At 50.8% G+C, this 11,937-nt stretch carries 13 protein-coding genes; 11 read left to right on the top strand and 2 right to left on the bottom strand.

Going from position 1 to position 11,937, the window contains the following annotated elements; translation table 11 throughout:
- Window positions 1-139: 139 nt before the first annotated feature.
- Together IE090_RS09125 and IE090_RS09120 are read left to right on the top strand one after the other, a co-directional pair.
- A complete protein-coding gene (locus tag IE090_RS09125) occupies window positions 140-604 on the top strand; it encodes an FKBP-type peptidyl-prolyl cis-trans isomerase (protein ID WP_189388067.1) in 465 nt (154 codons plus the stop codon).
- Window positions 605-730: 126 nt separating this feature from the next.
- Window positions 731-2,389, top strand: a complete 1,659-nt coding sequence (locus IE090_RS09120) for a VRR-NUC domain-containing protein (RefSeq protein ID WP_189388066.1) — start codon at window positions 731-733, stop codon at window positions 2,387-2,389.
- Here IE090_RS09120 and IE090_RS09115 read toward each other — a convergent pair.
- Window positions 2,371-2,784 (bottom strand): cyclophilin-like fold protein, encoded by a 414-nt coding sequence (locus IE090_RS09115; protein WP_189388065.1) that lies wholly within the window; start codon window positions 2,782-2,784, stop codon window positions 2,371-2,373. The genes IE090_RS09120 and IE090_RS09115 overlap by 19 nt on opposite strands.
- Before the next feature lie 256 nt (window positions 2,785-3,040).
- A complete protein-coding gene (locus tag IE090_RS09110; RefSeq protein ID WP_189388064.1) occupies window positions 3,041-4,747 on the bottom strand; it encodes a 2-isopropylmalate synthase in 1,707 nt (568 codons plus the stop codon).
- Window positions 4,748-5,061: 314 nt separating this feature from the next.
- On the opposite strand from IE090_RS09110, the gene IE090_RS09105 reads away from it, so the two are divergent.
- From IE090_RS09105 to IE090_RS09065, 9 genes are all read left to right on the top strand, one after another.
- Window positions 5,062-5,544 carry an Lrp/AsnC family transcriptional regulator gene (locus tag IE090_RS09105; RefSeq protein WP_189388063.1) on the top strand — a complete coding sequence of 161 codons (483 nt, stop codon included), beginning with the start codon at window positions 5,062-5,064 and terminating at the stop codon, window positions 5,542-5,544.
- Between the two features lie 9 nt (window positions 5,545-5,553).
- Window positions 5,554-6,444, top strand: a complete 891-nt coding sequence (locus IE090_RS09100) for a bile acid:sodium symporter family protein (protein ID WP_189388062.1) — start codon at window positions 5,554-5,556, stop codon at window positions 6,442-6,444.
- Entirely contained in the window at window positions 6,441-8,060 is a 1,620-nt protein-coding gene (locus IE090_RS09095; protein WP_189388061.1) for a sensor histidine kinase, read from the top strand. Before IE090_RS09100 ends, IE090_RS09095 begins: the two co-directional genes overlap by 4 nt.
- 507 nt (window positions 8,061-8,567) lie before the next feature.
- Window positions 8,568-9,434 carry a S8 family serine peptidase gene (locus IE090_RS09090; RefSeq protein ID WP_189388060.1) on the top strand — a complete coding sequence of 289 codons (867 nt, stop codon included), beginning with the start codon at window positions 8,568-8,570 and terminating at the stop codon, window positions 9,432-9,434.
- Between the two features lie 80 nt (window positions 9,435-9,514).
- Window positions 9,515-9,841, top strand: a complete 327-nt coding sequence (locus IE090_RS09085; protein WP_229815633.1) for a hypothetical protein — start codon at window positions 9,515-9,517, stop codon at window positions 9,839-9,841.
- Between the two features lie 21 nt (window positions 9,842-9,862).
- Window positions 9,863-10,117, top strand: coding sequence for a hypothetical protein (locus tag IE090_RS09080; RefSeq protein WP_189388059.1), 255 nt, complete (start codon window positions 9,863-9,865; stop codon window positions 10,115-10,117).
- 186 nt (window positions 10,118-10,303) lie between these two features.
- Window positions 10,304-10,651 carry a DUF6984 family protein gene (locus tag IE090_RS09075; RefSeq protein ID WP_229815630.1) on the top strand — a complete coding sequence of 116 codons (348 nt, stop codon included), beginning with the start codon at window positions 10,304-10,306 and terminating at the stop codon, window positions 10,649-10,651.
- Window positions 10,652-10,784: 133 nt separating this feature from the next.
- Complete coding sequence (locus IE090_RS09070) at window positions 10,785-11,030, top strand: colicin immunity domain-containing protein (protein WP_189388058.1); 246 nt, start codon at window positions 10,785-10,787, stop codon at window positions 11,028-11,030.
- Window positions 11,031-11,248: 218 nt separating this feature from the next.
- The gene (locus IE090_RS09065; protein WP_189388057.1) at window positions 11,249-11,614 is read left to right on the top strand and encodes a hypothetical protein; all 366 of its coding nucleotides are present in this window, start codon (window positions 11,249-11,251) and stop codon (window positions 11,612-11,614) included.
- Window positions 11,615-11,937: the final 323 nt, after the last annotated feature.

Raw genomic sequence — 11,937 nt, 5'->3', positions numbered from 1 at the left:
ACGACAGAGCGGTTTAAATGCCCGTTTTTCCATTGTTATACTGGGCACTTCGTAGAGTCAGGCCGCTGTATCTTCATGTCGTCTTTGCGTGTAAATCCACACATCCCATGATGGGATCACGAACAACGGACCAAACGATATGACCATTGCTCAGCATAAAGTCGTCACCATTCACTACAAAGTTGTTGACGTCGACAGCGGCGAAACCATCGACTCTTCCGAAGGCGGCGAGCCGATGACTTATTTGCACGGCGCACAAAACATCATTCCAGGCCTGGAAAACGCACTGGAAGGTAAAGCCATCGGTGACGAATTCGAAGTGACCGTTGAAGCAGCCGATGCTTACGGCGAGCGCAGCGACGACCGCATCCAACAGGTACCTATGGATGCATTCCAAGGCGTTGAAAAAGTAGAACCAGGCATGGCCTTTACTGCACAAACCGAGCAAGGCCCGGTTAACCTGATCGTGACTGAAGTTGACGACGCGACAGTCACCGTCGATGCCAACCACCCTCTGGCGGGCAAGTCGCTGGCGTTTAGCGTAAAAGTTGAAGCCATTCGCGATGCCAGCGATGAAGAAAAAGAGCACGGCCACGTTCACTAATAGCGGCCGCCGGCGTTTGGCGCCGGTCATTTCGGAGGTCTGCAGACTTTCGTAAACGGCCTTTTTAGGCCGTATTAGCCCAGAGCCTAAAGCTCTGGGCTGATGTTTAATTGGTCGTAGCCCTCTATGATAACCCTCCCTGATCTGCCCCCGACCTATTACCACAGCAACTTTCAACAGCTGATCGACCAAGCCCAGCGCTTGTATGCCGATTTGCTCTCGAAACAAGAGCAGCAATGGCTGATGGCGTATCAACGGCTTTCACTGCCAGCGCAGTGTTTGTATGTGCGCCTGCTGTCACGCAAAGGCACCTGGTTTCGCTTAGAAAAGCTCCATTACGACGAAATCCCTGAATTGCCTCAGGCTGCCCAGCAGCTGGCAGACGCCGGTTTTATTCGCTATTGGCACAGCAGCGAACTGGACGCTGAGCAAATACCAAACACCGTCGCTCTTTTCACCAAAGCAGAGCTGGGGCAGCGATTAAATATTTCGGGGTGGCGCAGTTTAAGCCGTGTAGATCTGCAACAAGCCGCCGCGCTGTTGCTGCCAGAGCGCTGTGCGCAACTGGTGCTTGAGCCGCTGTTAGAAGTCACCAGCCAAGCTTTTATGGAGCTGCTACAGCTATTGTTTTTCGGCCAATTGCAGCAAAGCCTGACTGAGTTTGTGCTCAGCGACTTGGGCATTTATCGCTATGAAGCGTATTCGCTGGAAGCAGAGCAGCGGCTATTTAATCAGCGCCAGCACATTGAAGCTCACCTGCAGTTTGAGCGCTGGCGTCAACAATTGCCGGAGATTAAAAGCCTGTCTGCGACGCAGCTAATAGAGCAGCTACAGGCGTTGCCCGCCGCCACCGATGCCACCATGGCACGGCGTATTGAGCGCTTGCGGTTAACGATGGCGCGGCAGTTGGAGCGCTTAGGTGAGCATGAGTTGGCAGTGCAGCATTATGGTTTGTGCCAGCGTCATCCGGCACGGGAGCGCCAGCTACGGATTTTGCAGCGCCAGCAATCCCCTGAGCGCCTGCAGCTGGCAGCCGAAATGCTGGCCAACCCTTGGTCGGAGGAGGAGCGCCAGTTTTGTCAGCAGTTTATACCGCGGATGAAATGCCCGCAGCTGGAGGTGCCCAATGTCGCGCCGCCTGAGCAGGTGTTACTGCTGGCCGATAGCGATGAGCAAAGCGTGTGGCAGCAGCAGGGCGTTGAGCAAGCGGCGCTGCATGCTTGGCAGCGTGAGCATGGCGGCAGGGGGTATTACGTTGAAAATCATTTGCTCACCAGCGTATTTGGCTTAACGTTTTGGCCGGTGATTTTTGCGAGCGTGAGCGGTGCGTTTTTTCACCCTTTTCAGCATCGCCCAGCGGATTTATACGAAACCGATTTTCTGAGTCGCCGCCAAGGCGAGTATGACGCTTGCCAGCAGCAGTGGCAGCGAGGTACAGATGCTTGGCTGGCATTGTTAGAGCAGCGCTGGCAGCAAAAAAACGGCATCGCCAATCCGCTGGTGCATTGGCCGGCGCTGGAATGGTTATGGCCCGAGGCATTGCCGCAAGCGCTAGCGACCATACCGCCAGCGCATTGGCAAGCCATGTTTGATTTTGTTTGGCGTGATGTGCGCCGCCATCGCAGTGGCATGCCAGATTTAATCTGGTTTGACGATCAAGGCGGCTATCAATGGCTGGAAGTCAAAGGCCCGGGCGATAGCTTGCAAGGCAATCAGCGAGCCTGGTTTCAGTGCTTTGCCCGCCATGGCATTCACGCCCAAGTGCTTCAGCTGCGCTCTTCTTGATCGTGGTCGACATACACGGCGGTGCCGGCGGCAATGCTCGACAGCAGAGAAACATCATCCAAGGCATCTCCCCAAATATTGCACTGGCTGGCGAGGCGTATTTCACCGTGGCGTGAAATGGGCGTGGGGCCATAGCCAATGGCGATGCAGCTACCGTCGGCCCAAAAGGCCATGTCGCCGGGTTTGACCACATTGACGGCGTTGTCTTCGCGATAGGCGCGAATGGGGCAGTCAAACATGACTTCTTTGCCCCAGGTTTGCACCGTGGCGGTAAAAGGCAAGGCTTGCAAGATGGCGTCAGCCGTCGGAGTGCGCCTAAGCACGACGCGTATCTGGCGAGGCTGAGCTTTTCCCTGCTGATCTGGACTGTGAAACTTCAGACGAATTAAGGTCATGGCCGCCGCTCCCACGGATGAAAGACCGACTTAAGTTAGCAGCTTGGCAGAACATAAAAAGTGCCGTTGTTAGCGGCTGAAACTGTCAATGAGTACCCACTAAACAGCCTGCCAGAAACCTCGGGCGTTGGCGGCGAAGTGTGCCTATGTTTGTGCCTCATGACATTTTATTCGCACGATTTCTGGTTTGATAACCGATAAAAAAACCGGCATCAGAGCAAGCTCTGAGCCGGTAGCAGGTAAGGGGAATGGCTTGTTATCCGGCCCGGCTTAATGCCGGTGCTGCGACGGCCAGGTTAACCGCACGCAGAATCGCTTGCAGTGAAGCCGCCAAGGTATCGCGATCGCGGGCGACACCGCAGGCCCTTTGACCCCGCACACTGACCTGGACCATGGCAATGGCGGCGGCATCGGAGCCGTGCTCGGTGGCTTGCTCGTCGAACTGCAGTACTTGAATGTCGATGCCCGTTGCTTTGTGAATGGCATCGGCAAAGGCGCTGATGGCACCGCTGCCCTGGCCATGCACCAGCAACATATCGTTATCGTCACTGACCGACGCTTGCAGGTGATGCTGATTGCCCTGGCGGTCGACTTGATAGCCGGCTAAGTGAAAACGGCCATCGCGCGGCATAAAGTGCTGGCGGAACAAGGCCAACACCTGTTCGACTTCCAGCTCACCTTGATGGCGTTCGGCCAACTGCTGCACCGGCGTGGCCAACTCGACTTGCAGCCAGCGCGGCAGCTCAATGCCCAACTGTTGCTCTAATAAATACGCGGCGCCGCCTTTGCCCGATTGGCTGTTCACGCGAATCACGGATTGATAAGAGCGGCCCAGGTCCTTTGGATCGATGGGCAAATAGGCCACGTCCCAAGGCTCGTCGTCGTCTTGTTGCGCCAGGCATTTGCGAATGGCGTCTTGGTGGCTGCCGGAAAAGGCGGTGTACACCAGCTCTCCTACCCATGGGTGGCGCGGATGGGTCTTGATACGGGTGCAACTTTCTACCGTGGCGATGATGTCATCGGGGCGGCTTAAATCGAGCTGAGGGTCGATGCCCTGGCTGTAGAGGTTCATGGCCATGGTGACTATGTCCATATTGCCCGTGCGCTCGCCGTTACCCAGCAAGGTGCCTTCAATGCGATCGGCGCCAGCCAGCAGCGCCATTTCGGCGGCGGCAACGGCACAGCCGCGATCATTGTGGGTATGAATGCTGATGACCAGGCTGTCGCGTTGCTGCACATGGTCGCAGAACCATTCTACCAAATCGGCAAAGGCATTGGGTGTGCAGGCTTCAACGGTGGCCGGTAAGTTGATGATGGCTTTGTGCTCCGCACTCGGCTGCCAAACATCGATGACGGCGTTGCACACTTCAACGGCAAACTCGACTTCTGTGGTGGAGAAGCTCTCGGGTGAATATTGGAACGTCCACTCGGTGGCTGGGTAGCGCTGCGCCTCGCTTTTGACTTTGGCTGCCCCTTGGCGGGCAATGTCGATGATGCCTTGTTGGTCCAAGCCAAATACACGCTGACGCTGCACCGGCGAGGTGGAGTTATAGACGTGCACAATGGCGCGGCGGGCGCCTGCGAGCGCTTCAAAGGTGCGTTCAATTAACTCGTCACGCGCCTGCACCAACACTTGAATGGTGACGTCTTCAGGGATTTGATTGGCTTCAATCAGCCAGCGCACGAAATCAAAATCGGGCTGAGACGCGGCCGGAAAGCCGACCTCAATGTGTTTGAATCCCAGATCCAGCAGCAGCTGCCACATGTGCTGTTTTTGCTCGACGTTCATCGGCTCGATCAACGCTTGGTTGCCGTCGCGCAGATCAACGGAGCACCACAGCGGTGCTTGCTCGATCTGCTGATTGGGCCAGAGACGATCTTGCTTGTTGATGGCGGCAAAGCGTTGGTAGCGGCGGTGGTTAAATGGCTGACCACGGTGGCTGAAGCTAACCTGGGTGTTCATCTGGGTGTCCTTGGTAATGGCGAAATCAGTGCTGTAATCGACTGGATAAGTCGTGTAACTGCAGCCTTGGGTAAAGGCATTTCCCGGCAGTGGCGGGCAGGTTTGGCCTTGTGAGCCAGTGTGCATACTGTAGCTAAAAGCTCTGGCTATTAGTTTGCGAAATGAACAGAGATTTGCCGATTTATGGGTGAATAATGTCTTTTATTTTGACTTTATTGATACAAATCACCCTTGCAGCTGGATTCTTAACAAATGGCTGTTAACATCAGGCCATTGTCATTGCTTTAGCCTCACCTATTTATGGGAAAGCCGTTATGAGTAAAGGGGTGGAGTTACCCAAACTAGACCGCACCGACCAGCGCATCCTGAGTTTGCTGCAGCAAGACGGCAGCTTGACCAATTTGCAACTGGCGGAGCGCATTGGTTTATCGCCGTCGCCCTGTTCCAGGCGGGTGAAGGCACTGGAAGAATGCGGCTTAATTGAAGGCTACCGTGCCCACCTTAATGCGCGGTTACTTGGTTTGGATTTAATGGCGTTGGTGCACATCAGTATGGATCGCCATACGCCTGAGCGTTTTAAGCAGTTTGAACACACGGTGACTCAGTGCAGCAGTGTGCTTGAATGCTATCTCATCACTGGCCAGTCGGCAGATTACGTGCTGAAAGTGCTGGTGGAAGATATGGACGCTTATCAAGAGTTGCTGCTGGGCACATTAACGCGCATCGACGGCGTAACGGGTGTACATTCCAGCTTTGTGCTGCGCCGTGTGTTGGATCGCTCGGCTTTACCGTTATAAGGAATTGTCATGCAAGCCATGATCAGTCAATGGATGTTACCCGTGGCCCTGGCCGGCATGATGCTGGTGATGGGGTTATCGCTGACGCCGGCGCATTTTCGTCGGGTATTGCAGCGCCCCAGCGAAGTGGCCTTCGGTCTGGCGTTGCAATGGCTGCTGCTGCCTATGCTGGCCGTGGGGTGGATTTTATGGCTGCAGCTGCCCCCCATGCTGGCGACGGGGTTGGTGATTCTCGCCGCCTGCCCAGGTGGGGCGACTTCCAACATCATTAGCCATTTAAGCGGTGGTGATGGCGCGCTGTCGGTGACGCTGACGGCGGTGGTGAGCTTACTTGCGCCGGTCTTGATTCCGCTATCGGTTAACCTGCAGCTATCGCTTTTGCAGGCCGAACCTTTAGCCTTGCAACTGCCTTGGTTAAAAACAGCACTGCCACTGCTGTTAATTACTGCACTGCCTTTACTACTAGGAATGCTGCTGGCGCATTGGCAGCCTCGCTGGGTGGTGCGCTGGCGCGAAGCACTCAATCGTTTGGCCTTTGGCTTATTTATGGTACTGGTGGTGTGGATGACGGCGGTCAATTTAGAGCGCCTGCCGCAGCTATGGTCGGCGACCACGCTGGCGTGCTTGGGGCTATGTGTTTCTGCCATGTTGCTCACTCGGCTACTTAGTCAGCCATGGTCGCGCCAAACGCGGCAAACTCTGGTGGTGGAAGTGGGCATTCAAAACGCCGGCACGGCAATGGTGATTGCGGCCAGCATTTTAGGGCAGCCACAGTTGGCGTTGGTGGCACTGTTTTATGGCATCTTGATGAATGGCCCAGCTTTGCTATTGATTGCTAGGCAGCAATGGCAGCAGGCTCGCTATACTAATGGCTCCACTTGGTCGGAGAAACGCTTTTGAAATCTCATGTGCGCTCAATTGAAAGACGCCTGACCCTCTATGTCATTCTGTTTAGCGTTTCTTTCGGACTGATTTTCAGCGCCATTCAAATTAGTTACGACTACTTGTCTGAGAGTGAGCGCTTCGAACAAGCCACCAATGCCGTATTGAAACGTCAAAGTGGCCCAGCAGCGCTAGGCCTCTACAATTACGACTCAGGCGCGCTGCAAACTCTGTTATCGGCGCTGTTATTAAATCAGGGCATTGTCGCCGCTTCGGTGGTGGAGGCCGATACCCAGTTTCAGGTCCGCGCCGGTCTGAGCGCTGAAGATATTGTTGCCAATCAATCACATATTCAGTCCTACATTATTGAGCTGCGTGCACCACAGGTCTTCTCGCAGCGGCGCGAAATACTCGGCTACCTCAATGTTTGGGTGGATGAAAAACTCATTCATCAAGGCTTTGAAGCGCGGGCATCGTTAGCGTTAATTCTTGATTTATTGCGCAACGTGGTGTTAGCCGCGGTGCTGATTTTGGTATTTCGCCAGCGCTTAACCGGCCCTATTCGGCGTTTGGCCGCCCGCATCATCGATGTCGACCCACAGTCGCCGGTGACTGTGCCATTGGCGGTCGAAGAGCCGTTACAACACAGCGAGCTGGATGACCTAGTCGGCAAGATGAATCATCTACTGGCGGCCATGGATGAAGAAATTCACCAACGCCAGCAAGCAGAAACCCGCGTTCGCCAGCTGAATGAGCAACTCGAAGAAAAAGTCCGTGCTCGCACCCAAGCGCTGCATGACTCCAATAGCCAACTGCGCAGCAGTTTGGACGAGCTTCAGCGCACGCAAGACTTGCTGTTGCAAGCCCAACGCATGGCCTCGTTAGGGCATTTGGCGGCCGGCATGGCGCACGAAATTAATAATCCGGTTGCTGTGGTGTACAGCAATATTGCCACCTTAAGTGAATATTTAACTGAGTTGGTCGGCCTGGCGGATCAGTACCAAAAAGCCGAAGGTGACATTGCCAACAAAGCCGTGCGGGCCGTACTAGAAGAGCTGCGCGAATCGATTGATTTAGACTTCGTGCGCGAAGACGCCCCCGATTTAATCAAAACCTCCAAAGGCAGTTTGGACCGGGTGCGTAATATTGTCAGCGAGCTGAAAACCTTCGCCGTGAATGAGAACAGTGAAAAGAGTAACGAGGTAGTATCGCGCTTGGTTGATTCCGCCCTGGCCGATATTCATGTTGAAAACAAACAGCAAGTGCGCGTCATTCACCAAAGTGACGGTGCTCCTTCCGTGCCTTGCTTCCCCGATCAGTTGCGCATGGCCATTGGCAAAGTCTTGGTGAATGCCTATGAGGCCATGCCGGGCGGTGGCACCTTAGAAGTTGCCTACGACAGCGACGATAAATTTATCTCCATCGTAGTGCACGACTCTGGTGTCGGCATGACCAGCGAAGACATTAGCTGTGCCGTCAACCCATTTTTCACCCGCAAAGAAGTCGGTCAGGGTACCGGTATGGGCCTCACCGTTGCCTACAATGTGTTAAGTAATCACGGCGGTGAAATTCAAATAGAAAGCACACCGGGTAAAGGCACCAGTGTGACCTTAAGGCTGCCCAAGGCTGGCTGATTTCTGCACAAAAAAGCGGGGCATATTCGAGCGCTAGCATTCTGAGTCAGCAGCTTGCATGCTTTAGTGCGCTCATCGGCCCCACTGGCTTCGCTTGCGTTCAGAGTAATCTTTAAGCAAATTCTTAAAAATATTTTTATTACTTATATTGTCATTTGAGCCGATGATTGCGGCTACAAGGCTGACTTAAACGTATCGCCTTTGCCTGCTTTTGATATGGCTATTCGACCAATGTCTTAAAATCAAAAAATAACTTTTTTATCATTTTCCTTGGTCGGGTTTTATTTCAATAAATAGCGTTGACTACGAATAAAATTCGAAATAAATTCCCCGCCCCCCCCTTACCAAGGTCCATAAAGGAGTGACCATGAAACTTAAAAAGCATGCGTGCTTTTACTCTGTCTTTTGCTGGTTTTTGTTGGCGTTGATGTGTGTGGTTCCATCGCATGACAGCCGATCGATGCGAATGCTGCCGAGCAATGGCATATTGAGCGACAAAGTGCGCCTATGATCGCGCTATCTGGGACTTCTCAGGCGGCTGCCATTACCTCAGCGGGGTTAGCAAAACTTTGGTCTGTGCATGCAGATGTAAGTCGTCATGAACTTATTGATGCTGTGATGAACACAACACAAAGTCCTGATGCCGCGAATACAGTAGGCATGGGCAATGGCTTGGTTAATTTCGGCGCGGCGCACCAAAGGCTGCAAGATCCAAGCTCACAGCCTCTGTGCCAGCCAAGCTGGTACATCAATAAAAACTACCAAGCGGGCGAGCAGGTAATCTTTGCGGGTGAGCAGTACATTGCCATCGCAGCCAACCAGCAAACAATTCCAGAGAGTAGTGATAGTTGGCAATGGACAGGCAGCTACGACGCACCTCAGCAAGAGCGCTGGGGGCATATCGCTCTGGGAGGAGATGACTATCAACTGCAGCGCGGGGAAAAATGCAAATATAACTCTCTCTGCAGCAGCTACTTGGCGAGTTGCTCCAGCAGCGGTAGTAGTTTTGGTAACTTACCCACTGTATATGCCAATGTTCCGGCGATATTAGACAGTTCAAGTACTCTTGCTGGCAGCTGGAATCACTTCGATGGAGTACAGTTCGCTATGACTGACCTCCTTAAGCTTGGAGGAAGTGGTGCGGTTCGTACGTCATTGGGGGTGGGTAGTGGTAGCTTGGGAACCGCCGTCGCAAATAAGGCACTGAAGCAGTTTGGCCGTACTATTGACGATCTTTCAAGTGCTGCTTCAAAGAAACTCAAGAATACTGACTTGACTGTATCTGCCCGCGCTCTAGACAAGCATGCTGCAGGACAGCGATCTTCAGGTACATTCCTTCCACTTTCGGGCAATGCAGCTGTACGAAACAAGTAAGCACAACAGATAGTGGATGATACTCTGAACAACTCAATGTCTGAATTTAAAATTATGGGCATGGCGGTTTAGAAGTTCGTATGCCAAGTGGACAAGGGCTTAGATTTAATAAGGATGGGTCTTTTTCAGGGGTTGTGGATTTAAAGGATGAACTAATGTCTATTAAACTGCAGTCAGGTTTTGAAATTGTCAGTTACAGTGACCTCCGATATGAGGAAATGACTGTTGAGCTGCAGTATAATGGCGAGCAGATAGCTCAGTTGAATATGGACGGTGGGGTGGAAAACATAGAGGTGGAGATTCTTTCTGATTCAATGAGTCTAGATTTTAGTATGACATTCAAACTGGATGATTTTATGGATGCTCTAGATAAAGCTAGGAAGCATCTGAAAAACTATGTGAATTAGTCGCATTGAAATAGAATTTTTATGGCAGAAGTACATATTAAAGAGATAATGAAATACCTAGGTCTGGCATTGAAGGGAGAGGAAGGCTCTCCTTCTAATCACCATCAAGCAGACGACTTCTTTTTGGAGCTGAAATTCAATGATCCAGACGGAAAGAAGTCCGGTATTGTCGATGAAGATTTCAAAAATGAGACTATTACAGTAGATTGTCCATATGGTAGTGTGACAATTCTTTTTGACGATGAAGGACAGCTCAAATCAATTGAAATTTGCTAAGTTTGCGGGTTAATAGTAATACACTCATTATAAGCTATCCAAATTGTGGCAGCTTACTTTGTAGCGGCTAGGTGATATATCATGGCCCTGTTTCTCTGATGTCGAATTGATTCTGATTTAAGTTGGATTTTTAAACGGATAGACGGCGAAGTTTGGAGTTGGTTTATAATTCGACAAGGAGGATCGATGAGAAAGTTATTTTTAGCTGAAAGATTATTGGTAGAGAGCTTGCTTAAAAAATCAGGTTTGGATTCGATTGGCATAGATTTCAGAGAAGTCCAGGTGGAAGCTATGAGTGACGGCGGAATGGGGAGCTTAAAGTTTCTTTCATCTACGCCTGATGAGTTACGTAGTTTAGGCTTGCAGGTCGAGGCTATGGCTAAAGATGAAGCTGACGGTGTTGAGCTTTCAATAAGCCTCAATTTTGACTCGGATGGGGTGTTGTATGAGCTTGATATCTGGAAGGTTGACTTTTCTCCACTTGGGGGGTATCCGAGAGTTGACTCTCTAAGCTCTGTCAAAGTGATTCCGTGACGAAGGTATGTGTTAGCCCTGAGGTGGCCAAGCAAATACGATCAACCCGTTTGAGCGATATTCTTTAATAATCTATTTTGGGAGGTTATTGCCATGTATAATTTTAAATGTTTAATATCTAATAGTTGTTGCGATGAGTATTACCATTTTAGCCTTAGCGAAGTCATTCTCTAGTGGAAGGTTAACTTCCTCTGAGTTTTCAAATGCATATATTGAGCTTTGGCGGTTCGAGCGTGATAATAATCTTCTGCAAAAAGATGAAAGTAGTTTAAGTGAATGTCTTTCAAGTATTTTTTGCGTTGCTGATTTGTATAACCCTGACGCCGATCGTGAAGAATATGAGCTTGATGATGAGCAGCTACTGTCTAAGGTGATTTAAATCATGGAGGATCTAAGGCTATAGGAGATGAGCCGACTTTCGTGGGCTCTTCCTCGCAGAGTGTACTTATCCAAAACACAATAAGGGCGCAAGCTGATCCATATGGGAAGCCTGAAATCAGGGAGTCACCTTTGTTTCGGTAATCAGGAGGGTCTTTTTAATCAAATATTAAGGTCAGTTTGATGGTAAAATGTTGTTTATAACGGTTTTTCTATGGGGTGAGTTTTACAGTGGTTTTATATACAAAAGCGCCAGATATTTATGAGTTTGTCGGTTTTTTTGAACAAGAGCCGGTGAGGTGTGAAGAGGTTGAGTTTGAATTTCGTTATGGTTGTGGTGGCGATCTTGAACTGGTTTTTTCTTTTAATCTTGCGCAGACGTCGGTTCAGGCTGTTCTTGTTAGTAGAGGAAATACTATTGCTTGTGTATGCAAGGAAAGTGTCTCTGAGATAAAGCTTTCATATGATAGAGATGGGTTTAGGGTGATAACCATGTTGTCGTATGAAAACTCCGAGTTTAAGGAGAGCTTTGCTGTGACTCTAGATCCATTGGTTTCTATTAACTATGGTCAGATTAGAGGGTGAATGCTTTGGCTCATCTGTTAAGTATGCCTTAGTGATCAATGGAGTATGACTTTGAAATCTTATAGCGAATTAGAGTGCGCATTTATTGTAAATGGCTTAGCTTCTGATAGCTTTGTGCGCGCCTGTGAGTACCTCGTAAGTAAAGGTTTTGAGCTAAACACAGAGTGCCCTGGTTACCTTCTGAGTGGTGTGGGATTCGAATATCCAAGTTGGGCTAGTGCCGAGGAGGCTTGTACTCAGATAATAGAAGGAGAGTATGAGAGGGTGTTCAAAATTCTGTGTCAGCCAGTCACAGGTCGATGTGAGCGTCTAAACGCCCCTCA

Source organism: Bacterioplanes sanyensis (assembly GCF_014652515.1).
Lineage (GTDB): Bacteria > Pseudomonadota > Gammaproteobacteria > Pseudomonadales > Oceanobacteraceae > Bacterioplanes > Bacterioplanes sanyensis.
Note: the sequence above shows the minus strand (reverse complement) of the source record. Positions and strands in the feature narration are given on the sequence as shown.

Excerpts from the sequence above, each read along its gene's own strand:
- IE090_RS09125 (WP_189388067.1), top strand. The coding sequence starts at position 140 with ATGACCATTGCTCAGCATAAAGTCGTCACCATTCACTACAAAGTTGTT.
- IE090_RS09120 (WP_189388066.1), top strand. The coding sequence starts at position 731 with ATGATAACCCTCCCTGATCTGCCCCCGACCTATTACCACAGCAACTTT.
- IE090_RS09115 (WP_189388065.1), bottom strand. The coding sequence starts at position 2,784 with ATGACCTTAATTCGTCTGAAGTTTCACAGTCCAGATCAGCAGGGAAAA.
- IE090_RS09110 (WP_189388064.1), bottom strand. The coding sequence starts at position 4,747 with ATGAACACCCAGGTTAGCTTCAGCCACCGTGGTCAGCCATTTAACCAC.
- IE090_RS09105 (WP_189388063.1), top strand. The coding sequence starts at position 5,062 with ATGAGTAAAGGGGTGGAGTTACCCAAACTAGACCGCACCGACCAGCGC.
- IE090_RS09100 (WP_189388062.1), top strand. The coding sequence starts at position 5,554 with ATGCAAGCCATGATCAGTCAATGGATGTTACCCGTGGCCCTGGCCGGC.
- IE090_RS09090 (WP_189388060.1), top strand. The coding sequence starts at position 8,568 with ATGATCGCGCTATCTGGGACTTCTCAGGCGGCTGCCATTACCTCAGCG.
- IE090_RS09085 (WP_229815633.1), top strand. The coding sequence starts at position 9,515 with ATGCCAAGTGGACAAGGGCTTAGATTTAATAAGGATGGGTCTTTTTCA.
- IE090_RS09080 (WP_189388059.1), top strand. The coding sequence starts at position 9,863 with ATGGCAGAAGTACATATTAAAGAGATAATGAAATACCTAGGTCTGGCA.
- IE090_RS09075 (WP_229815630.1), top strand. The coding sequence starts at position 10,304 with ATGAGAAAGTTATTTTTAGCTGAAAGATTATTGGTAGAGAGCTTGCTT.
- IE090_RS09070 (WP_189388058.1), top strand. The coding sequence starts at position 10,785 with ATGAGTATTACCATTTTAGCCTTAGCGAAGTCATTCTCTAGTGGAAGG.